Below are 23,600 nucleotides of genomic sequence, written 5' to 3'. Positions count from 1 at the left end.
TGGTAATTGCAATGCCATAAAAGCCCGGACATAAACCCCACCTGCAACCCGATGCTTATTTTTGTGTTCAGAATATATATGAGCACAAATAAGATCAAATTGAGCGTGCTTGACCAGTCGCCGATAAGAAAAGGCGCTACTGCCGAGCAGGCCATACAGGAAACCATACAACTGGCAAAATATACCGATACCCTTGGCTATACCCGTTTCTGGATTTCGGAACATCATAATATGGGTATCATAGCAGGTTCAACACCCGAGGTATTGTTAGCCCATTTAGCAGGTGAAACTAAAAACATGCGCATGGGGTCGGGAGGTATTATGATGCCGAACCACAGTACACTAAAAGTTGCCGAAAACTTTCGGATGCTGGAAGCGCTGTTCCCCGGCCGGATTGACCTTGGAATGGGCCGCGCGCCGGGTACCGACAGGATCACCGCAGCCGCGCTTAACCCTTCAAACCAGTTTAGGGAGCAGGACTTTGTTGAGCAACTGGCCGATCTGCAGAATTACTTTCATGATACTTACGAACCGGGAACCATACAGGCGCGTATCAGGGCTATCCCGCAGATTAAAACCGTGCCTAACATGTGGTTGCTAAGCTCAAGCGGGCAAAGTGGTTTATTTGCAGCACACTTTGGTATGGGTTTTTCGTTTGCACATTTTATTAACCCCAACGGCGGCCCCGAAAGTGTTAAAATATACAAGGAGCGATTTCAGCCATCTGATGACCTGCAACAGCCAGAGGCCAATGTAGCTGTATTTATCTTCTGTTCTGAAGATGAGGAAAAAGTGAGGCAGCACCAGGCCGTTATGGACCACCGTTTTTTACAGTTTGAAAAAGGGGGCCCAATAATTCCGTTGAGTTATGATGATGTAAAAGATGTTGAGTATACCCCGGCTGAGCAGGAACGCATCCGTTATAACCGGTACCGCGTAATTGCCGGCTCGCCAACTGAGCTTGAGCTGAAGTTAAAATGGCTTGCCAATGATTACGAAGTGGATGAAATTATGGCTGTTACCATTACCGAAAATTTTGAAGACAGGCTGGAATCGTACCGCTTATTGGCCGAACAGTTTGAATTATTATAATCCTCGTAAAACAACTTTTTTTAGCAAATGCCGTTTCTATGCCAGGAACGGCATTTTTTATTGAGGCTGATACGATTATTCACATATTAAAAACTTTATAAGGCTTTAAATTGTATCTTTGGAAAGATTATAAATAAGTCTATTTTCTACAATTCAATGGTTATTATCATATTTTTCATAGCGCACTGGTTTCTGTCGCTATTTTTTCAAACGTTCTTTCTGCACAGGTACGCGTCTCACAAAATGTTCACAACCAATAAGTTTTACGAGGGGACTTTTTACCTGCTTACCTATATTTGCCAGGGATCATCGTTCCTGAACCCAAGAGCTTATGCCATTATGCACCGCGAACACCATGCATATAGCGATACCGAAAAAGACCCGCATTCGCCTCATTTTTTTAAGGATGTTTTCCAGATGATGGTATATACGGCTAAAAGCTACAGGCTGCATGTAAGGAAGCTGAAGGAGCCTGAAGAGCGCTTTAAGGGTAATATCCCTGAATGGCGTTTTGTTGATTTTATTGGTTCATCAATGGTGTCACGCATCTCATTTGGTGTTTTATACATTTTATTTTACGTGGAGTTTGCTACCGCATGGTGGATGTTCCTGCTGATCCCTATCCACTTTTTAATGGGGCCAATTCATGGTGCTATTGTAAACTGGTGCGGTCATAAATATGGTTATCAAAATTTTGATAATGGCGATAAATCAAAAAATACTACCCCGTTTGATTTTTTAATGCTGGGCGAACTGTTTCAGAATAATCATCACAAACACCCCAACAAAGCCAATTTTGGCGCCAAATGGTTTGAGATAGACCCGGTTTACCCCGTAATGAAACTCATGCACTGGATGCGGATCATTAAACTGCGCAAAGCATATTTATAAGCTTTTAAGGTTAAAGGCAAAAGGTCAAAGGCAAAAGGTTTTATTTTCTGCTTTTGACCTTTTCTTTTTAGGTTAAAGGCAAAAGGTCAAAGGCAAAAGGTCAAAGGCAAAAGGTTTTCTTTTAGCCATACAGCTTTTTGTAATCCCTCAAATAAACCTTTCACCTTTTGCCTTTATCCTTTTACCTTCCTATACCCTTTCGCCTTTCACCTCAATCGGCTATCTTTGCCGCTCATAAATACATAAATCCATGAGTGTTTCCTTATTAGCTCAAAATTTGCATGGCTCGGAGATCATCAAGATTGCGGGCGAGATCAACGAATTAAAACGACAAGGCCAGAATATCGCCAACCTTACCATCGGCGATTTCGATTCCAATATTTATCCTATTCCAACTCCTCTAAAGGAAAAGATTATTGACGCCTATAATCATAATCAAACCAACTACCCGGCTGCTGATGGCATGCTTGATCTGCGCCAGAGTGTAAGTGGCTTTTTGAAAAGAAGTTTAGGTCTTGACTATGCACCCAACCAAATCCTGATTTCGGGTGGTTCGCGCCCGCTGATCTATTCTATATTTTTGGCGGTAGTTAACCCCGGCGAAAAAGTGGTTTTCCCTGCACCGTCATGGAACAATAACCATTACAGCGATCTGCTGAATGCTGATGCAGTGATAATCCCTACCGCTCCTGAAAATAATTTTATGCCTACTGCAGATGATATTCGCCCGCATTTAAAAGGAGCGGCTTTGCTGGCGTTGTGTTCGCCTTTAAATCCTACCGGTACTATGTTCAGCAAAAAGGACCTGGAAGAGATCTGCGACCTTGTAATTGCCGAAAACAAGAGCCGTGCAGCGGGTGAGAAACCACTGTATTTATTATACGATCAAATCTACTCGCAGTTAACTTTTGGCGAGCATAAGCATTACGATCCGGTAACCCTTCGCCCTGAATTAAAAGATTACACGATTTTTGTTGATGGCGGTTCAAAATGTTTTGCAGCAACTGGTGTACGTGTAGGCTGGGGTTTCGGGCCGGAGCTGGTTATCGAAAATATGAAAGCCATTGTAGGCCACATGGGTGCCTGGTCGCCAAAGCCTGAACAGATGGCTATGGCCAAATTTTTAACTGACGAGGCTGATGTAAACAGTTATCTTGATGACTTAAAAGGAAAGATCCAGGCAAGCCTTACTGCCCTGCATGAAGGTTTCCAGGAGATGAAAACCAGCGGGTTAAACGTAGATTCTATTGAACCTATGGGCGCTATTTACCTTACCCTGAAAATAGATTACAGTGGCAAAACCACTCCGGACGGCAAAGTATTGAAAGATTCGGCAGATATTAACTTTTATTTAATTAAAGAGGCCGGAGCCGCATTTGTTCCATTCTCGGCCTTTGGTACAGGTGATGAGGTGAACTGGTTCCGTGCCTCTGTAGGTGCTACCCCGCTGAGCGAAATTCAAGCCCTGATACCGAGGGTTAAAGCGGCGTTGAGCAAGTTAAAATAAGCCCCCTCTAAATCTCCCCCTGAAGGGTGAGACTTTAAAAACAGCGTGTTATTAGAACGAAAAAAGCGATGAGTATTAATTATTCATCGCTTTTTCGTTTAAAGCACTCTCTCTTCAGGGGACAGGTTTGGGAGGGGGCGGTTACCCCAATATTTCCTTAATATCCTCAGCTGTAAGCGATTTAATGAAGCTTTCTTCGGTAGTGATCAATGCTCTTGACAGACTGAGCTTACGCTGTTGCAGGGCCAGGATCTTTTCTTCAACCGAATCTTTGGTGATGAATTTATAGATGAAAACGTTTTTGGTTTGCCCGATACGATGTGTGCGGTCAATGGCTTGCTGCTCAACAGCCGGGTTCCACCATGGGTCGAGGATGAACACATAATCGGCTTCGGTAAGGTTAAGACCTACGCCCCCCGCTTTTATCGAGATCAGGAACACACGCGTTTTTTCATCCTCCTGGAATTGTTTAACCACGTCGCCCCGGTTTTGCGTAGCGCCGTCCAGGTAGACGTAAGGAATACCAATGCGCTCAAAATGCTCGCGGTAAATGCTCAGCTGTTTTACAAACTGCGAAAATATGAGCACTTTATGCCCACCGTCAAGCACGTTGCCTAAGGTATGAACCACATCTTCAAATTTACCGCTGTCGCCTTCATAATCCTTATCGATCATGATCGGATGGTTGGCAATTTGTCTTAGCTTGATCAAGCCCTGTAGTACCTGGATCTGTGTTTTAGCAAACGTGCCATCTTCCAGGCTTTTCAGCAACTCATTCCGGTATTCGGATTTTACCTCTTCATAAACCGACGACTGCTCTTCTGTCATCTGGCAGTAGAAAAGATTTTCAGTTTTGGGTGGTAATTCTGTTGCTACCTGCTCTTTGGTGCGGCGTAACACAAAAGGCTTAATCAGGGCCTGAAGTTTGCGGGCCTTATCTTCATCCTTTTTCTTTTCTATCGGCGCCACAAACTCGTTTTGGAAAAACTGTTGCGCGCCCAATAAACCAGGATTAATGAACGACATTTGCGTCCACAAATCGTTAACCGAATTTTCGACCGGGGTACCGCTCAAGATCAATTTAAAGCGAGACTTGAGCTGTTTAACCGCCTGGTATGATTTCGACGACGGATTTTTGATATTCTGGCTTTCGTCCAGGATCACATAATCAAAAAAGAAGCCTTTAAACATTTCGATATCAATGCGGCTGATACCATAGGTAGTGATCACCACATCGTAATTGGCAAAAACTTCGGCACTGCGGTAGCGCATAGTGCCCGTATGTACCATAAGTTTCAATTGTGGCGCGAATTTGCGGGCCTCATTAAGCCAGTTATATATCAGCGAGGTTGGCATGATCACCAGCGAAGTGGCTTTGCCTCCAGCCTCTTCCGTATCTTCCTTGTGCTTTTGCAGCAGTGATAAAGTTTGGATGGTTTTACCCAAACCCATATCATCGGCAAGGCAGCCGCCAAAGTGGTATTGCTTTAAAAAGTGGAACCAGTTATAGCCTGCTTTTTGGTACGGCCTCAAATGACCTTCAAAATTAACAGGCATCGGCGCATCCTCCAGCTCATCAAAATTAGTTAGCTTTTGCAGTTTACGGGTCATGGTAACGCTGGCCATTTCGCCTTCGGCCAAATCGGTAACGAGGCCTATATGATGACGGCGTAATTTTAACTCATTGCTGCCTTCGGTAAAGTGCAGCAGGTTACCGTATTGTGAAAACCATTTTTCGGGAATCACGGCTATCTCGCCCGATGGTAATGTAAATTCCTTTTTATGATTGAGGATATGGTTTTTTAACTGGATAAAAGGGATTCGGTAGGGGCCGAAGCTCACCATGGCGTTGATATCAAACCAGTCGTTATTTTCTGTTACTTCAAGCTCAATTTTACTGCTGCCAAATACGTAGCGTTTTTGCCCTTCAGGCTGTTCCAGTTCAAAGCCCTGTTCAATAAGCTGATCATGATGCTGATTGAGCCATTCAAAAACAGAGAACGAGCGGTCGTCATCTTCATCGCGTCCGGCAACTTCAAGGTTTTGGAACAATGATGAAGCTATTTTAAGCCCCATTTGCTCCAATTGGTGCATTTTGCCTTTTTCCCAGGTAGTTGAACGCTTGATACGGTGAAACAGGTAATCATCACCGGTTTTTTCCATCCGCACAGAAATGTGCCTGCCATCGCCATAAGGAAATATATAGCCCGCATACTTAAAGGAAAGTTGCAACTGCGAAGTGCCGCCTTCAATATAAATGGGCTTAAGCACGGGGCGTGCATCATACTTTTCGGTATTGATGGTAAAACCTTCGGCATAAACATTATGCTTTTCGATAAGCGGGGCCACAAATTTTTCAAAGTATGATTGCTCCGACGATTTTGGTATAGCGATGAAACGCTTATTCAGGAAGGGCTGTAGTTTTTTACCTTCAATTTCCTTATCAAAATAATACAAGGTATCGTCGAGCAGCATCCAGGCCGGGTGATTGCAAATTATCTCGGCATTTTTAAACATGAACTCGATGCGCATACCCTGGTATTTGATGGTAGGAAAATACCTGATCTCTTCTTCACTGCGCCTGAAATGAAATAACACCGATGCCGCCTCGGCAGCCAGCTGAAGTTTGCGTTCGCCCGGATAACCTTCTTTACTCATCTGGTATACCTGCTTGCCGCAAAGTAATGACAACGCTTCAGCTATCCGTTTCTCCAGTTTTGGGCGGATCATATCGAACATCTGCTCATTGAAGATCTTGGAGAAAAACTCGAACGGGCGGATTGGTTTTTTGTAATACCTTTTGATCACATTTCCCTGCTCCATCTCCTCCAACAATTTGATCAACCTAATATCAGTTTCGTCCAAAAACTCGCAAAATTCTTTGGCGGTATTGGAAAATAAACGCTGATGGGTTAACGAAAATTCACCGTTGGGGTTAAGCTGAACAATGTGAGGCTCAATAACATACGACAGGTAGTCATGCTTGGCAATGGCATAAATAATTTGGCATGGTTTGGAACTGTCAACGCGTAACATGTGCTTCAGGGTAAAAAATTATTTGAAGCTACATCAAGAAAAAATTCAAACGTAAATAGAATTTACTGTAATTGAAAGAGTTTTATATTAAAAAATTGTTAACGCGCTGAAATTGACACGGTTTTGATAACATAAAGTGTTTTTTGCCGGATAGTCGCGTTCAATAAAGGAAAAGATAAAGATAGCCTTAATAGCGAGGTACGAAGCAATCTCCACTTAGAAGAGCAGTTCTGTGTGGCTGCTTGTACAGTTTGGGATTATTAATAATTATATAGGTATTAATGAGTTCCCTCCGGTCGGGTTGTCTTCGTTATTGTAAGTTGTTGATTTTTAAATGTGTTTTTTTGATCAATATCAGAAATATGGGCGTTGCCTGCGGCCGCGCTATCCGCTCATACTGCACAGGCATTAGCCACAAGGCCGGTATCCGCTACTATCACTAACGCGGCCCAGGCACTATCGCTAAACTATTTTTATACGTCATCATGATTTTTTAACGTTCCATCAGGGTCTCTCACAGAGGATCCTGATATCTTCGCCTGGCAATGCGCATTTATTCGCTTACTTTGGCTTGCTCAACAAGTTAATGAACAACCTGTAAGCTCCGGGCACACCGGCAGGTAATTCCCTGAAAAATGCGAGTGACGTGTATATAAACCTGCCTTTGCCATAATCACCAACAATTAATGATCCGTTAAGAGGCTCCTCGGCTTTATCATGCATTTGCAAAATGGGTTTGTACTGCGGGTCGATATTGCTTACAAAATACAATCCGCGCTCCTGGATCCAGCCGCTGAAATCATCATTGGTTATTTTGTTAGGATAGTTTAACACCGGGTTTTGAGGATCTAAAACAGTTACCTCGGCATTTTCGTCGGTGACCCTCCTGTTCACTACAGTGAACGGATACGGGCCTATTTGTTTTACAACAATACCATTGTTATTGTTGTATTGCACTACCAGGTTGCCGCCATTTTTTACATAAGCCATTAGTTTTGCCTGCTGATAAGCAAGGCGCTCATTCACATTGTAAGCCCGTACCCCGGTTACTATGGCGTCATAACCCGAAAGATCGCCATTCATCACCTCATTTTCACTTAGCAAATGTACATCATAACCTACCTGGCGCAAAGCTTCGGGCATTTGGTCGCCGGCACCGGCAATGTAGCCTATTTTTCTGCCGTTATGTTTAAGATCGAGGTAAACAAGCTTTGTTTGTGCCGGCGGAAATAGGGTAATAGCTGGTACGTGATCATACCTGATACGGCGAAGGCTAAGTGAAAATGGTTGGCCGTTAGCGTTAACCACTGCTTCCAGATCGGTAGTCTTAGTTTTAGTATCAGTTGGGGTAACCGTAAATGCTACTGACCATTCCTCATTTTTATCCTTATCGGTGAAGTCAATTTTTTCGGGGCTTATTTTCCAACCGGCAACAGGTTTCAGGCTGATGGTTCCATTTGCTTTGGTAAAACTTTTCAGGTTTACCAATACCGTTTGTACCTGCTGTGTGCTGAAGATATAATCCTTGCCTTCGATATTGGCGGTTACCGGCGGCGTTATTTCAATAGGCTGATAAACCTCGCCCCTAACCGGGTCAACGTATTTATATATTATGCGGCGGTCAATATTAATAGGCTTCCCCTCAATGATAAACTGGAAGGTAATTTTGGGTAGATCTGGGTTTTCGGGATTGCCGGCCAAGGTGTTATCGGGCAAAGTGTAAACACCAATGGGGTGCGAGGCTGCAAGCCAGTACGGCTGCGTTAACATAGATGCGGCGGCAGTAGTTTCAAAAGTTTGCAGTTGATTAAATGGTATCTCCTTGCTTTGCAATGCTAATGCGCTATCGTTAGCATCAATGCTGTTTATCTTAACACGATAGTTAAACCTGTTGATCACCTGTGCACGTATGCTCATTTTATCGCCCAAAGCATATGTTGGCTCGGCTGCGTAAGCTTCAAACCAAAGACCGGCACAAGCTGTAATCAGGTTGTTCAGCTCTTTGGTTTTTTGTTCGCGCCAGTAGTTATCCGATATTTTCTCCACTTTCGTCAGCAATTGTACCAATGCCGGTACTGATTTTTCGGGCGCGTCACTAATAAAATTCCGGCTGATAACACCTGTTAACGTTGAGATAGCATCGCCATCTTTAACGCGCTTCCAGGTGGTATTAACGCCATCCATGAGGTCGTTTTGCGGGGCATCGCCCAAAATAGTTTTAAAAAATTCGTATGATTCGCCGCGTTGTTTGGCCGAACCAAAACCCTGCGTTTTGTGATTGCTACGGCTTTCGGCAGCTATTTCACCATAACCTTTACCCAGGATGGTATTATAAACCCCAACATTGATCTTAAACTGATCGGCCGAGGTAGTATTAATGTTGCCAAAACTAAAAGTGTTCCACATCAGGCGTTTGGCCTGCCATGGTTTTACATATTTTAACTGCTCCGGATAACGGTTTGGATCGGCGGCGGCTGTAAAAGCTTCCTGCGCTAATATAGCGGAAGAGGTATGATGCCCATGGCCCCCCTCGCCGGTTGTTGGGAAGCGGCAAATGATCACATCCGGCCTGAATTTGCGGATCACCCAAACTACATCGCCCAATACTTTTTCCTTATCCCAGATCTTTAGCGTTTCTTCCGGTCCTTTTGAAAAGCCGAAATCATTGGCGCGGGTAAAAAACTGTTCGGCGCCATCAATCCGGCGGGCAGCCAGCAATTCCTGCGTACGGATCAAACCAAGCAGCTCACTTTGCTCATTGCCTATCAGGTTTTGTCCGCCATCGCCACGGGTGAGCGACAGGTAACCGGTGCGATAATGTTTTTCCTGCGCCAGGTAAGCCAGCAGGCGGGTGTTTTCATCATCGGGATGGGCGGCAACATATAATACACTACCAAGCACATCAAGTTTTTTAAGGTTTTGCTGAATAGTGCCGAGATCGGTAGGTGGGTTGGTTTGGGCCTTTGAAAAAACAGTTGCAAACAGGAATACTGCAATGAGGTGGATACGCTTCATAGCAACAAATATATTGAAAGATAGATATTCTGTATTTCCTGTATCAATAATATAACAAAACCATTACGGTGACCATCAATCTGTTAAAGTTTTTAATGATAAATATTAAATGTTTCAACAAACACTTTTGATTTTTACAATTTTTTCAAGCATTGTCAAACAAATCTGTCATTTGATGGTAATCTTAATCAACTGATTAACTTTTTCTGCTTCAATCCGATACACTTAATCAATCGTTTGATTAATTTTGTGCCGTTAAAACAATGGAAAAAGATAAAATAGATAAAAAGGAACATATCCTCGACGTGGCCGAAAAGGTATTCGCGGACCTGGGTTATGACGGAGCCTCCACCCGTACCATATCGGGCGAAGCCGGTGTAAACATGGCTATGCTCAATTACTATTTTGGATCAAAAGAAGGACTTTTCCTGGCTGTTTTTGAACGCAAGATCAATTCGTTCCGTACGCTGCTGCAAAATATTAACAGCGATGGCAGCATGAATGCCTGGGATAAACTGAATAAATGTATCGACAATTACGTTGAACGCATCATAGCCAACAACTGTTTTCAAAAACTCATTAACAGGGAAGTGTCCATGAATAAACGTGGCGACCTTACCGATAAGATCATCGAAATACTGATGGTAAATGTATATGAGGTAAAAAGGATTATGGAAGAAGGCGTAAACAGCGGCTTGTTTCATACAGATGCCGATATAGCACTGGTAATAGCTACCCTTTTTGGCACAAAAAATTACATAGTTAACATGCCGCAGCTATCATCATTAATACTGGGACATGATATTCGTGATGAAAAGTTTATGGAGAATGAACTGAAACCACGTGTTAAAACATACATGAAAAGACTTTTAAAAGCTTATTTAGTTAAAGAACATGACAACTCAAAATAACAAAACCAACCACCTTAAGCTATTAAAGCAGGTGTTACGGCCCATTTTACGCGGTAGTATCGCCCTCATAGTTTTGAACCTGCCTTTTGCTGCCAGCGCACAAGACAGGACAATTACACTTGACGAAGCCATTAAACTCGGCCTTGAAAACAGCAAAACTTTAAAACTATCAAATTCGAAAGTTGAGCAAGCTGTTTCTCAATATAATCAGGCAAAAGACGAAGCATTGCCAACAGGTAAAGTAAGTTATGGCTACAATCGTGCCCAGATCCCGGCCAACAGGCTGGCCTTGGGTTCTGAAAGCATTAACCTGCCATCACATGCCGATGCGTATTTAGGGATCCTGAGCTTAAACCAAACCATATTTGGCGGTAATAAATTGAAATATGCCCGCCAATCTACCGATCTGCTCACCCAGGTTTCCCGCCTTGATGTTGAAAATGATAAAGACGAGGTAGTTTATGATATCATCAGTTCGTACTATAACCTTTACAAAGTGCTGCAAAGCAAAAAGGTGGTAGCTCAAAACCTTGCTACTGTTGATGTACAAATTAAACAGGCACAGCGTTTTTTTGAACAGGGTTTGGTAACCAAAAACGATGTGCTGCGCTTTCAATTACAACGCTCAAATATCGAGGTTAACGGTGTCGACCTGGAAACTAACCGTCGTATCATCAACTATAATCTTAATGTGTTGTTAGGTTTACCGGAAGGGACACAGCTAAACATCGACCAGATCACCGAAGCCGACAGGCAGGTATCTCCGTTAACTGCTTACCTTGATACAGCAATGGCCGCCCGCCCTGAGTTTAAACAATTTGCTTTACGCAGTCGCGTTGCTGAAACCAATACTAAAAGCGTTAAAGCTAATAACCTGCCAACGGTAGGCGCATCGGCTGCTGCTTATTATGTTGATGTAAGCGCCAACCCGATACCTAAAAGCGGTAATTTTATCACCCCTATATCTGTAGGATTAACCGTATCATGGAACTTCAGCTCCCTTTGGACCAACAAGAACAAAGTTACCGAGGCTAAGATCCAGGAGCAGCAGGTTGAGATCAACAAAGGCATCACTACCGACAGGATAAAAAATGAAGTGAACCAAAGCTACCAAAGCTATACCCAGGCGCTTGAAAAGGTTAAACTTTTACAAACCTCTATTGATCAGGCCGGTGAAAACAACAAGATCCTCGAATCAAAATACAAAAGCAATATAGCATCTGCAACCGATAGGGCCGATGCCGAAACCTTGCTTTACCAGGCACAGATCAATTTAGAATTGGCTAAAGCCGATGCGGGTCTGGCTTACTATACACTATTAAAATCAACAGGAAAAATCAACAAATAACAATACCAAACCTTTAAATAAAATGGCAAAGGAACAAGAAACACCGGAACAACCGAAAAAGAAAAACAAAGTTATCCCCATCATATTAGGCATTGTACTTATTGGCGGCGTAATTTTCGGTATAAAAGAATACATCTACTTTAGCAAACACATTGATACTGATGATGCCCAGATCGACGGTGATATCAGCCCTGTAGTTGCCCGCGTTGGCGGATATGTTGATTCAATTTATTTTGAAGAAAACACTCATGTAAACGTTGGTCAGCCGCTGGTTAAAATTGATGACCGCGACTATAAAGTAAAATTAGAGCAGGCTCAGGCGGCACAAGTTGGCGCAAGCGCAGGCATTAATGTAAATCAATCACAAATTTTCGCCAACGAAGCAAACTCTGCAAGTGCAAAAGCCCAGGTTTCATCAAATCTGGCCCATTTAGAAAAAGTACAGAAAGATTACGACCGTTACGCTAATCTGGTAAAAGACGGGTCGGTAACCCAGCAACAATTTGACCAGGCTAAGGCCGATTTGGATGTTGCAAAAGCTAATTACAAGGCATCGCAGGATCAGTACAAAGCGGCTGTGCAGCAAATTGGCACAACCCGCAGCCAGTTAGCTGTTACCCACACGGGTGTATCGCAAAGGCAGGTTGATATTGATTATGCAAAACTGCAATTAAGTTACACGCTGGTAAAATCACCTGCCAGTGGTTTAGCGTCTAAAAAGAATGTACAGTTGGGTCAGTTGGTACAAGCTGGTCAAACTTTGTTCTCAATTGTGAATGACAACAGCTTATACATTACTGCCAACTACAAAGAAACCCAGCTTACCAATATCAAAAATGGTTTAAAAGTTGAAATTGAAGTTGACGCTTATCCAGATATGAAGCTGGAAGGCCAGGTTTACAATTTTTCGCCTGCCACAGGTGCTAAATTCTCTCTGTTGCCTCCGGATAATGCTACCGGTAACTTCGTAAAAGTTGTACAGCGTGTGCCTGTAAAAATTAAAATCAACGGCACTAAAGAGGAGCTTGCAAAATTACGCCCTGGTATGAGCGTAAACGTATCTGTAATTAAAGAATAACATTATGGCTGAAACTGGCTTTAAAAAGTGGATCATCACCATTACGGTGATCACAGCTTCATTACTGGAGCTGATAGATACCACTATCGTTAACGTAGCGTTGCCTCACATACAAGGTAACCTTGGCGCAACCCTTGAGGATGTGGCCTGGGTAGTTACCGGGTATGCGGTAGCAAACGTGATCATATTGCCCATGTCGGGTTGGCTGGGCGGCCGTTTTGGGCGTAAAAACTATTTCATGGCATCTATCATCGTGTTTACCATTGTATCATTTTTATGCGGTAACGCGCACAGTATGGATGAGCTGGTATTGTTCAGGATTATTCAGGGCATTGCCGGCGGTGGTTTAATTTCAACAGCCCAGGCCATATTGCTTGAAACCTGGCCCCGTGAACAGATAGGCACTGCAACCGCGCTATTTGGTTTGGGAGCGGTTGTAGGCCCAACTGTAGGCCCAACTATTGGCGGCTGGATAGTTGAAAACTATTCATGGCCTTGGATCTTTTATGTAAACATCCCGGTAGGGGCACTGGCGGCTTTTTGTACCTACACCTTCGTGCGGGAAACACCCAAGGATGCCAAAGGCAAACCTGTTGACTGGTGGGGTATTATCCTGCTGGCTATTGCAGTAGGCAGCTTACAAACCGTACTTGAAAAAGGTGAAAGTGAAGACTGGTTTGCTAAGCCATACATCCTGGTTTTAACTATATCGGCTGTATTAGGTACCATATTATTCATTTGGCGTGAGATGAGTACCGAGCACCCGATTGTAAACTTCAGCATTCTGCGGCACCGAAGTTTTGCTGTGGGCATGTTCACATCCTTTATACTTGGGTTTGGTTTGTATGGATCGGTGTTCGTGTTCCCGGTGTTTTGTCAAAATCTGCTTGGCTTTAACGCCCAGCAAACCGGTGAGCTGTTGTTCCCCGGTGGTTTATGTACCATTGTGATGATGCCATTTATAGGCAAAATGCTAAATAAGGGCATACCAGCCCAGTTTATGGCTACTGCGGGCATGTTCCTTTTTTATGTATTTACACATATGTTAAGCAATTCGACACTGGCTACGGGCGAAAAGGATGTGTTAATACCGTTATTAATCCGTGGTGTGGGTATGGCTTTATTATTTGTGCCGCTTACTACGTTGGCCATGGCAGATTTGAAGGGCCCTGAGTTAGGTCAGGGATCGGGCTTGAACAATATGATGCGCCAGTTGGGTGGTTCTTTCGGGATAGCTACATTAACCACCCTCATCCATATACGCCAGGGTGTGCACCGTAACAACCTGCTGGTGAACATCAACCCATACAACAATCCTTTCAATGACCGTTTGCATATGCTTACCCAGGGATTTATGGCCAAAGGCAAATCAATGATTGATGCCACCCATATGGCATATCAGGCTATCGAAGGTATGGTTACCAGGCAAACATTGTTGTTAACGTATGACGATGCTTATTGGATATCGGGATTAGTGATGTTATTTTCGATACCGTTGCTTTACCTGCAGCCGTTCAAAAAGCTGAAAGCTGTTGCGGATTCGCACTAAAACAATAAAAGCCGTTCCACTATTACCGGAACGGCTTTCCCCAAAAAAAATTAACAATTAAAATTTAAGTAACTCCTCCCGCATAAACAACATATTTGAATATTGCGACCGGGGTTTGTTTAATCTTAAGGTATAAATTTACTGGATTTTAATTAATAAACGCAAATTTTATTGGGCAATAAAATACTATTTATGAAAAAGGCATGAAATTTTATTGTTTCATGCCTTTTTCATTGTTAAAATAAGTTAAGCTTGTTAAAATATAACTTTACCTGTAGCTGTAGTTAATGATGCTATACGTACGGCATCAAAAATACGCTCCTCGGTAGTGCCCAATTTTATAAGCGAATCCTCATGTGCGTTCACACACATCTCGCAACCATTAATGGCTGATACTGCTAAACTGGCCAGTTCAAAAAACTCTTTACCGGTTACCGGTTTCATCATTAACTGCATACGGATCCGTGCTGGGATTTGGGTGTACTTTTCCTTTTGGGTAAAATGCCTGAAACGGTAAAATACGTTGTTTGATGCCAGCAATGAGGCGCAACCTACAGCTTCGGCAATTTCGGCATCAGTAGCCTCCTGTTCTTTAGCGTATTTGGTAAAGAAGTTGGTAAGCGGAACGTTGTTATTGTTTACAGCAGTAGCCAAACCCAGCAAGGCGCATTCTTTATTAGTTAAATGTGCTGAGGTAAGGGTGCTGGTAAAGTTCAGCTTAAGGTCGCGCAGGTAACGTGATTCGCCTGTTTCTAAAAGGCTCAGGCTGGCTGTGCGATAATTTTTATCTAATCCGATACTTTCAAGTATCTCCTGGATCACTTCGGTACTTTCGTTCATTTTTTTTGGGTTAATTTTTATTGTAGAGACGCATCACATGCGTCTCCCACATGAAAATCGATATCGCTAAGCAGGTTGCGTGTCCTGGAGGGAGACGCATGTGATGCGTCTCTACTAAAACAACTTCAGCTTTAGGCTTTTAGCCTTTCGTTTTCGATCTTTCTTCAGCTTAAAAAAGGGTGTAAAAAATCCCCGCACCGGATACAGTACGGGGACGTTTATCTATTGTACAATTATACAGTTAAAGTTTCCTGACCTTTTTCCCAGTTGCAAGGGCAAAGCTCGTCGGTTTGTAAACCGTCAAGTACGCGTAATACTTCTTTCACGTTACGGCCAACGCTCAGGTCGTTAACTGATACCCAGCGGATGATACCTTGTGGGTCGATGATGAAAGTAGCACGGTAAGCAATTTTTTCAGTTGGCTCTAAAATGCCCAGGTCTTCGGCTAATGATTTTGAAGTATCAGCAAGCATAGGGAATTTCAAATCACGCAAATCGTCGTGATCTCTTCTCCATGCAGCGTGAACAAACTCAGAGTCGGTAGACGCACCGATCAAACGGGTTTCACGGTCACGGAATTCGCCAAAGTTTTTGTTGAATTCGGCAATTTCAGTAGGGCAAACAAAAGTGAAGTCTTTTGGCCACCAGAACATTACAGTCCAAACGTTATCATCGTTGGTTAAATACTCAGAATTAAGGGTTTCAAACTCTTTACCTTTTTCAAGGCTTACTACTGCTGTTTTAGAAAATTCGGGGAATTTTTGTCCTATGGTTAACATATTTTGATATTTCTTTTAATGTTTATGCAAATATAGAAATTTAAAACCGCCCCCTGAATACTTATAATTGATGTTATATAGATTTTAACTATATAGTTATTATGTAATATAAGTAATATTTATTGGCCTAATTTTAAGGATTTTGGCTCGTTTTTACTATTTCAAAAAATAGCTTACCTTGGTTGTATGAAAACCAAACCTGTTATAATCATTACGGTAACTGTAGTTATTTTAGCTATAAGCGGATACTTCTTATTGAAAGGGAAGGGTGCTTCCTCTCCAAAACAGGGCGATATAACCCAGTTCCTGAAAAATTTCAATCAACAATTAATTAAGGGTAATCGTGACTCCTTACTCGCATATTTCCAGGATAAGCAAAACAGTGAACCTATCAGCCGTTTAATTGCGGCATTGATCAACAAAGCTGATGACCCTGAAACCTCGTTTAAGCTTGAGTTGAATGTTGATCAAAGCACGATCACCTTTACGAACCCCGAACTTGCGGTTGCAGTGGTACCGGTAACATTTAGTGGTGATCATCTCAGCAGCAGACTAAGTAGTTTGACGTTCACTATTGAAAAAGAAGAGAATAACAAATACAAAATTTACCAGGTTGATGGCACCAGTTTCATGACTGATTATATAGCTTATAAAAGCAGTGCCTGGCAAAAAAATTACAGTGATAAAGAGATTTACAGCCCGGTAACTTTAAAGGCTTTCGCCGATGTTAATAACCTAAAGACCAAATACGATAGCATAATCTGGTTTAGCCACATTAAAGATCAAACCTATTTTTATGTGGTAAAAGGCAAATGGGATTTTTCAGAACAATTTCAGCAGGAAAAAGATACCGCTAAAACCTATAAAATGGGATTGGTAAGTCCTGATTACAAAGAGATAATTCCGGCCGAATACGATCTTGTATATACCATAGGCGGCACTTTTCCTAACCTTGTTGAAGTAGAAAAAGGCCACAAACGCGGCTTCTATGACCTTAGCGGCAAAGTAGTATTACCTGTGGAATATGACCAGATATTCCCTCTGAACGATGCTGAAAACGTTGCAGCTATTAGGAAGGGCGATGATTATTTTTGGCTGAAAAGCGATTATACGGTTTCGGAAAAGGCGGATATTCACGTGAAGGATATTTTCGGTAAACTTAAGCAACCGGCTTCATTCACCTTAAATCAGAGTCCGGCAGGCGGGATTACCGAGTTTAATTCAAGGGAGCAGCATGGAGCTATTTACATTCCTCCTTCATACCTTGATGATCTGCATTTAATTTCAGGAATTAAACAATTTAAAAATCCGCTGCGAAACCATGTTTATTTTGAAGAGTCAAGCAGTCGGTACATTGTAAAAGCCAAAGCTTTGCCTGTAAACAGCTCAGCAACAGGTAGCGATAATTGGATCCAAAGTGCTTATTACTCCATCCGCGATTACTTTATAGGCGGCCGGGCGGAATTTTATGACAGCAACAATATGGTGCTTATTGATAACAAGAATAATAAGCTGTATGGTTACCGGATCAATACCGATATTAATACTGAAGAAGGTGGCGGCGAATTCAGCGGCCGTTGCAATGAGTTTAACATCAATGCGCTGAGCGATTCGTTACTGGAGGTTAAAGTAACATCTGTTGGAAGTATTGAATTATATAACAACACATATCTAAATGAACTGCCAGTATTTCATCTGCTAAAGATACAAAACGGCAAGGTGGAGGAAACGATGAACACCAAAAGGGTTTTCGCATTTACTAAATTCCGTAAAATGGACAATCATTTTATTGATGGCTGTTACATTTGTTATAAGATGATCGATGGCCGATATGAAATGACCAGCAGCGGGGCAATTTCGCCAGAAGTGCTGCGATATATGAAAAACGAAATTTATGCCGATTATAATTATAAGTTTAAAGACAAACGCTGGACGGAGATGTTCGAACAACAATTTTACGGACATTATAAATCAGAAAACGTCAGCGTTCAGGATTCGCTTACCGAAATTGACAAATATAATATCCAGTGGATTGATCAGAAGCTTAAAGGATTGCCGGCAATAAAGCCTAATGTACTTGCAGCTAAATGAGCATTACCGCCCGCATATTAAGATATTTTGCGTTTTTCTGGGTATTTATACTCTGTGCGGGCACATTTATTCAATACTGGGATTTTAATCATGACTCCTACTTTTTGCACATCAAACAAAAGGCGGTTGAAACCGGGTGGTACCTGCCTGCTTTTTATTGTCATATTATAGGCAGCAGTGTGATCCTACTGGCCGGATTCTTTCAGTTTTCAAAAAAGGTATATAATAATAAAGCGCTGCACAGGGCATTGGGAAAATTGTATGTGTTTGGTGTGCTTTTTTTTGCTGCGCCGGGAGCCTATGTCATGACGCTTTTTATAAACCGGGGAACGGGTGTATTCATATCTTTTTTATTGCAAAACACATTGTGGGCTGCTTTTACACTGGCTGCGTTTCTGCTGATAAAAAAAGGAAGGATTGACGATCACATCAAAATGATGAACCGGAGTTATGCCCTCGCCTTCGGCGCGGTTACCCTGCGCTTTTATATCTGGCTGTTTACTGTTTTAGGTAATGGCGTAAATTTTCATAATAACTACCTCATCATTGCCTTTTTAAGCTGGGTACCTAATTTGATTTTGGCTGAAGTTATTAATAGGTATGGTAAAAGGCCGGTTGAGGTAGAGCGAGAACCGGTGTAAAACAAAAGCGTCATTGCTGTAAAGGAACAAAGCAATGCCGCTAATGCGCATTAATGCCCCCCTCTTGAGAGCATAGTCGTCAATTTAAGGAATAGTATGAAAATTTTAAGAGCAAGAATCGGCCAACCAAACCTGACAGGGTTATTTAAACGCATAAAAGCGGAATTATTTGACCCTGGATTTCTTGATAGCCTTGCTAAAAACACGGGAGTGATCAAACGTTTAAGGAAGACAAGCGGAGCAGATCTTCTGGATACGCTGCTATTTGACAGCAATCAATCATTTAATGGCATGAGTATGCAGCTGATGTTAAGGCAGTCACTTAATATATCGAAACAGGCTTTGCATCAAAAGTATAATGAAGGGCTGACGGAGTTTATCAAAGGAGCCCTGGAGCTACTTTTAGCAATAGAATTGCCTTGTAGAGAGATACAAGGTCTTGAGATCAACATCAAGGACCTCCACCGGTCTGCCTTTCAAAAAAATAGAAATAAAACTATGAGAGCAAAAATACATAAAGTTTGCCTTTACGGGCAAACTACGTTCTGCCCTCAATCTCAAAAAAACAAACTCATTTTTATTGCTTTCGCTTAAATTGACGGCTATGCCCGGAAGGGAATCGCACAATCCCTCGCTTTTACTCCTTAGGCAAAGGATGTTTGAGCATGCAAAAAAAAACTAACTCTCCGTATCCCCTGGCAAAAACTTAAGCTTCTGCTGAAAATACACGTCCCAGCTATGCTGTTGCTTGCGATCTGTCATGTGAGCCGTATCCTCATCATAATCGGCATTGAGCTGTTTGTACTTGGCGTCGATACGGTTAAAAATGGCCATGGCTTCGTAGTTGTAATTATTGCTGAAACGGGTATTGCTTACTATGCGTAGCAGCTCCTGCTGCTCTAAAAAGGCAATGGTGTAATGGCCCTGCTCATGTTTCAGTATTTCGCTGAGTTGCTGCGGCGTATTAACCCTGCTTTTATCAAGCCATGATTTATTGTTGTTAAGGATGAGCCTGATGTTAAAATTCAGCCGGTAACCCCTGCCTTCGCGCCGGGCCTGGTACCGGTAATCGATGGTGCAGTTGGTATAAGCTACAACGCCGCCGGCATTAGCCCGCGGCGTTCCCCAAAAATCATTGGCAGTTAGCTGGTGAAATGACTGTGCCGAAGCAGGCGCAATCATCATTAAAAAACACATGGCCGCAGGGCCTATCACTTTCACTATATTTCTTTTCATTTAAAAAAACTGGCGGTTTCAAACTTTTACTTTTTGACGTTGTCAGTATGTAAAAGGTTTAAGGCCATCATTTCTTTTAACGTATGTTGCATCTGATCGGTTGAGCCATCCAGGAAAATAACATTCCCTTTTGAGTTTTCGGAAAAGTGTTTGATGGATTCTGTCCACATGGTGAACAAAATCACCGAGGTATCCATGTTGGCTTCGGCCATTTCTTTAGCGGCTACAGTCATACCGCGGGCAACTTCCTCGCGGAACAGCGCAATGCCCTGGCCACGTAATTGAGCTGCCTCACGCTCGGCCTGGGCCGAAATTTTGATAGCGTTACCCTCGGCCTCGGCAGCTTTGGTTTTGGTGATGAGCAGGGCCTGGCCTTCGTTTTCGGCAGCGGCCTTCAGGTTGTTTGATGCCACCACCTGGCTCATTGATTTCATGATCACGTCATCAAAAGTAATATCGTTTAACTGGAGGTCCTGCAGGTGGTAGCCCCAGCCTTCCAGTATCACATCCAGTTGCTCTTTTACGTGTTCCACAATATCGCGGCGTAATATCAGTACCTCGCTCTGGCGTTTGGTAGCTACAAAAGCACGGATGGAGCCTTCAACCGTACGGATCAGGGCCTGCATCAGGTTACGCTCATCAACAAATTTAAAAGCTACGTTTTTGATGGTTTCTTCCTGCTGGTCAAGTACCGAGTACAGCAGCATGGCCTTAAAATACACATTGGCCTGGTCGTAAGTTACCGCCTGGAACTCCAGCTCAACCGAGCGGTTTTGGATAGAGATTTTGGAGTAAATGTTTTCGATAAAAGGGATCTTGAAATTAAGCCCCGGGGTTAGGATGCGGCGGTATTTGCCAAATACGGTGATAACTACTATAGTGCCCTGTTTTACAGACACAAACGAGGTGAAAATAGTAATAAGGATAACAACAAAAATGATGATTGTTATCAATGATCCAAATGATTCGGGCATGGTTTGGTTTATTATGTTTAAAATAAAAGTAGCATTAATTATTGGTGTGTTATTTGTTTTTTAAAAAATGCTTATAAAAAACAACACACCTGTTATGAACTTAAAACGAACTTTTGGAGCTATATTGAGCGTGCTTGGTATAGTTGGCCTTATTTATACCGGTGTAGCTATCATAAACCATAGCGCGCAAATAACCACCATGGTGGTAATAGGTATTATCTCATTAATATTTTTTACAACGGGTATCAGCCTGGTGCGGAATACTAAGGATGAAGCGGCTTAAATAGCGTGTTAGCCTGTATGGTAAATCGCATAATTTACTCACCCGGCCTGCGCTTTGCTGTACGACCACTCTTTTCCTTCGGGAAAAGAGTGTAGAAAAATAAAAATCCCTTCTTGAGAGGGGGGCGGAGAAGCGAGCGGGAGCGGGGGTATGTTTCTGCTACAAGTTTACCAAAGTAGCAACACACCCCTCCGCCCATCTCAAGAGGGGAATCGCACAATCCCGCGCTTTTTCTCTTAAGTTTAACAGCTATGTAGATACCGGAGTCAATTCCTGCCCTGGTATCTATTTATAAATTCTCGCTCTGAATAGCCGGGTTAAGGCTGATCTCGCCCGTGTCGGATATAAGTAATCCCGCATTCGGGAAGTCGGCTTCTGTAAGTTCCCTGATCCGGATAGCAGCACGGTTAAGCGAATCAAGTTCAAGCCCTTTATCATGCGCTTGCCTTAGGGATATGATGCGCCCTTTCAAAAACTCTCCCTTTTTATTCAGGTTTACTTTTAGTAATGGCGCCAGACCGCAAACCCCCGCTACACTTACTGATTTATAAGTACAAAAGTTACCGAGACTGTAAGCGATCAGCCGGTTTTTATAAACCTCCATTGCCCGGCTCACGTGCGGGCCATTGCCCAATATAATATCCGCACCGGCATCAATAGCATTATGGGCAAAGGCATTTACATCGCCACGCTTTTCGCTGATGAATGATTCCATTGCAAAAGGAATATGTTCATAAGCTACGCCCTCGCCACCACCATGAAACGATACAATGAGAATATCACACTGCTGTTTCAGTTGGCTTATGATACGGGCTGCGTTCTTTAGGTCGAGAATAGGCAGGGTATTGGCATTGGGGGCAAAAGCGCAAAAGCCATATTTAACGCCGTTACGTTCGAACACCGTGGAGGGGTGGCTAAGCAATCCGCCATAATTAATCCCTATGCTATCAAGCACGTGAGTGGTACTCATCCGGCCCGTATCGCCAAAATCGCCTATATGGTTATTGGCCAGGCTCAGCAAGTTAAAACCGGCGTTTTTAAAAACGCCTGCATAGGCTGTAGGCATCCTGAACAAGTAAGCTTTACTTCGTTGATGCAGTTTATAATGGGCGGGGTTCCCTCCGTCAAGCAAGCTGCCTTCAAGATTGCCAAAAGTTACGTCGGCGTTTCTTAGTTCGTTAGCTATTACATTAAAACTGTTTTTCGCACTGTCGGGTGGGAGGGTATAATTATTAGGGTACGATGTTCCGAGCATCATATCGCCAACAGCGGCAATGGATATGGATGAATCAGGCTGAACAACTGATGTAGTTGTTGTAGTGGCAGTATCGGGTTTAGGTGCAGGGGCCAGGATTTGTTTTTTATTTGGCGGATGGTTACACGCCTGTAAAAACAGCGCCAGGCAGGCTGCCGTAAGCAATAAAAATTTCATTATAAAAAAAATCCCCTCACCGGGATGAAGGGACCAAATTAGTTTATTTATTTCAAAATCGTTTAGTTCTTGCTTTCGTCTACGTCGTCGCCCATATCGTTGTTACCCGTCGATGCCGAACCTTTAAACTCATCCTTAAATGAAGCTAACAACCTGCCGCCTTTATAAAAGAAACGGCTGTAGTAAGCATCGTCAAGGCTACTGATGGCTACACCCCTTGACGAGGCATGAGCAAATTTATTATTACCCAGGTAAATACCTACATGCGAAATGCTGCGGCTGTGGATCTTAAAGAAAACCAAATCGCCTTCTTTTAACTCATCCTTACCAACAGGGTTAACCATGCTGAAAATATCGCGTGAGTTACGCTTAATATCGAGGTTAAAAACTTCGCTGTACAATTCTTTGGTGAAGGCTGAGCAGTCAATGCCTCTTCTTGAGCTTCCGCCAAAATGGTAAGGGGTACCAATCCAATCGTAAACAAAGTGAAAGAGTTTCATGTTTGAGGTAGCAGATAAAGCAACTCCCATAATTTGGGAAAAGTATGCTTTACCTAAACTTTCCTGGTCGTCTTTGTTATCATCACTGGTGCTTTGAGCACTTTTGGTTTGAGCTTGTGAAGCTACGACGCTGAAAAGTAAGGCAATAGCCAGGGCAAATTTCTTCATTTAATCAGTTTGTTTGTTGAGTTAGGACAACAAATTGTTTATTAAATCAGACACTATGTCTATCGTGCTCTACAAAACTATTTATATTTTTTAAAATTGCAAATAAATGCAGCTTATTTTTCAAAAAATATAAAAAAGTGCTTTTTATTACACATCCTTTTAATAAACAGGCTTTTGTACGTGTATTAATGTAATTTGGTTGTAATTATTTAAAGGCTTTTTTTAGTCT

General features: G+C 42.6%; 19 protein-coding genes. 11 read left to right on the top strand and 8 right to left on the bottom strand.

Translation table 11 applies throughout. The annotated features are described in order from the left end of the window. Positions 1-78 precede the first annotated feature (78 nt). The 3 genes from IEX80_RS26170 to IEX80_RS26160 all read left to right on the top strand — a co-directional run bounded on the left by IEX80_RS26170 (position 79) and on the right by IEX80_RS26160 (position 3,490). Positions 79-1,092, top strand: coding sequence for an LLM class flavin-dependent oxidoreductase (locus tag IEX80_RS26170; RefSeq protein WP_188834651.1), 1,014 nt, complete (start codon positions 79-81; stop codon positions 1,090-1,092). 156 nt (positions 1,093-1,248) lie between these two features. Next, positions 1,249-1,983, top strand: coding sequence for an acyl-CoA desaturase (locus IEX80_RS26165; protein ID WP_090534794.1), 735 nt, complete (start codon positions 1,249-1,251; stop codon positions 1,981-1,983). Positions 1,984-2,233: 250 nt separating this feature from the next. Continuing rightward, complete coding sequence (locus tag IEX80_RS26160; protein ID WP_176628837.1) at positions 2,234-3,490, top strand: pyridoxal phosphate-dependent aminotransferase; 1,257 nt, start codon at positions 2,234-2,236, stop codon at positions 3,488-3,490. A gap of 141 nt (positions 3,491-3,631) precedes the next feature. On the opposite strand, the gene IEX80_RS26155 is transcribed toward IEX80_RS26160, so the two are convergent. After that, on the bottom strand, positions 3,632-6,526 hold the full coding sequence (locus IEX80_RS26155) for a DEAD/DEAH box helicase (protein ID WP_188834650.1): 2,895 nt from the start codon (positions 6,524-6,526) through the stop codon (positions 3,632-3,634). Between the two features lie 561 nt (positions 6,527-7,087). After that, positions 7,088-9,541, bottom strand: coding sequence for a PIG-L family deacetylase (locus IEX80_RS26150; RefSeq protein ID WP_188834649.1), 2,454 nt, complete (start codon positions 9,539-9,541; stop codon positions 7,088-7,090). 263 nt (positions 9,542-9,804) lie between these two features. Between IEX80_RS26150 and IEX80_RS26145 the strand changes: the two genes are divergently transcribed. From IEX80_RS26145 to IEX80_RS26130, 4 genes are read left to right on the top strand one after another with little or no spacing between them, the layout of a single operon-like run. Continuing rightward, positions 9,805-10,452: a TetR/AcrR family transcriptional regulator gene (locus IEX80_RS26145; RefSeq protein ID WP_188834648.1), complete on the top strand. Its 648-nt coding sequence runs from the start codon at positions 9,805-9,807 to the stop codon at positions 10,450-10,452. Further along, entirely contained in the window at positions 10,436-11,800 is a 1,365-nt protein-coding gene (locus IEX80_RS26140; protein ID WP_188834647.1) for a TolC family protein, read from the top strand. Before IEX80_RS26145 ends, IEX80_RS26140 begins: the two co-directional genes overlap by 17 nt. Before the next feature lie 22 nt (positions 11,801-11,822). Next, positions 11,823-12,878 carry an HlyD family secretion protein gene (locus IEX80_RS26135; RefSeq protein WP_090535019.1) on the top strand — a complete coding sequence of 352 codons (1,056 nt, stop codon included), beginning with the start codon at positions 11,823-11,825 and terminating at the stop codon, positions 12,876-12,878. Between the two features lie 4 nt (positions 12,879-12,882). Then, on the top strand, positions 12,883-14,427 hold the full coding sequence (locus tag IEX80_RS26130; protein WP_090535020.1) for a DHA2 family efflux MFS transporter permease subunit: 1,545 nt from the start codon (positions 12,883-12,885) through the stop codon (positions 14,425-14,427). A gap of 255 nt (positions 14,428-14,682) precedes the next feature. Here IEX80_RS26130 and IEX80_RS26125 read toward each other — a convergent pair whose 3' ends face one another. Together IEX80_RS26125 and IEX80_RS26120 are read right to left on the bottom strand one after the other, a co-directional pair. Beyond that, complete coding sequence (locus IEX80_RS26125; protein ID WP_090535022.1) at positions 14,683-15,267, bottom strand: carboxymuconolactone decarboxylase family protein; 585 nt, start codon at positions 15,265-15,267, stop codon at positions 14,683-14,685. A 233-nt stretch (positions 15,268-15,500) separates the two neighbouring features. After that, on the bottom strand, positions 15,501-16,046 hold the full coding sequence (locus IEX80_RS26120; RefSeq protein WP_188834646.1) for a peroxiredoxin: 546 nt from the start codon (positions 16,044-16,046) through the stop codon (positions 15,501-15,503). Between the two features lie 186 nt (positions 16,047-16,232). Here IEX80_RS26120 and IEX80_RS26115 point away from each other — a divergent pair, with 186 nt between their 5' ends. From IEX80_RS26115 to IEX80_RS26105, 3 genes are all read left to right on the top strand, one after another. After that, positions 16,233-18,137, top strand: coding sequence for a YARHG domain-containing protein (locus IEX80_RS26115; RefSeq protein WP_090535025.1), 1,905 nt, complete (start codon positions 16,233-16,235; stop codon positions 18,135-18,137). Then, the gene (locus tag IEX80_RS26110; RefSeq protein ID WP_188834645.1) at positions 18,134-18,778 is read left to right on the top strand and encodes a DUF2306 domain-containing protein; all 645 of its coding nucleotides are present in this window, start codon (positions 18,134-18,136) and stop codon (positions 18,776-18,778) included. The genes IEX80_RS26115 and IEX80_RS26110 overlap by 4 nt, the downstream gene beginning before the upstream one ends. 96 nt (positions 18,779-18,874) lie before the next feature. Then, complete coding sequence (locus IEX80_RS26105) at positions 18,875-19,372, top strand: hypothetical protein (RefSeq protein ID WP_188834644.1); 498 nt, start codon at positions 18,875-18,877, stop codon at positions 19,370-19,372. Between the two features lie 84 nt (positions 19,373-19,456). Here IEX80_RS26105 and IEX80_RS26100 read toward each other — a convergent pair whose 3' ends face one another. After that, positions 19,457-20,014: a DUF922 domain-containing protein gene (locus IEX80_RS26100; RefSeq protein WP_090534801.1), complete on the bottom strand. Its 558-nt coding sequence runs from the start codon at positions 20,012-20,014 to the stop codon at positions 19,457-19,459. A 26-nt stretch (positions 20,015-20,040) separates the two neighbouring features. After that, positions 20,041-20,988 (bottom strand): SPFH domain-containing protein, encoded by a 948-nt coding sequence (locus IEX80_RS26095; protein ID WP_090534803.1) that lies wholly within the window; start codon positions 20,986-20,988, stop codon positions 20,041-20,043. Between the two features lie 94 nt (positions 20,989-21,082). On the opposite strand from IEX80_RS26095, the gene IEX80_RS26090 reads away from it, so the two are divergent. Next, entirely contained in the window at positions 21,083-21,271 is a 189-nt protein-coding gene (locus IEX80_RS26090; RefSeq protein ID WP_090534854.1) for a hypothetical protein, read from the top strand. A 289-nt stretch (positions 21,272-21,560) separates the two neighbouring features. Here the strand turns inward: IEX80_RS26090 and IEX80_RS26085 are convergent, their stop codons facing one another. Together IEX80_RS26085 and IEX80_RS26080 are read right to left on the bottom strand one after the other, a co-directional pair. Next, entirely contained in the window at positions 21,561-22,703 is a 1,143-nt protein-coding gene (locus IEX80_RS26085; protein ID WP_188834643.1) for a CapA family protein, read from the bottom strand. A 62-nt stretch (positions 22,704-22,765) separates the two neighbouring features. Beyond that, entirely contained in the window at positions 22,766-23,371 is a 606-nt protein-coding gene (locus IEX80_RS26080) for a C40 family peptidase (RefSeq protein WP_090534806.1), read from the bottom strand. Positions 23,372-23,600: the final 229 nt, after the last annotated feature.

The organism is Mucilaginibacter rubeus (genome assembly GCF_014643835.1).
GTDB classification, from domain to species: domain Bacteria; phylum Bacteroidota; class Bacteroidia; order Sphingobacteriales; family Sphingobacteriaceae; genus Mucilaginibacter; species Mucilaginibacter rubeus.
The sequence above is the reverse complement of the archived record's forward strand: the minus strand, read 5'-3'. Positions and strand labels throughout refer to the sequence as shown.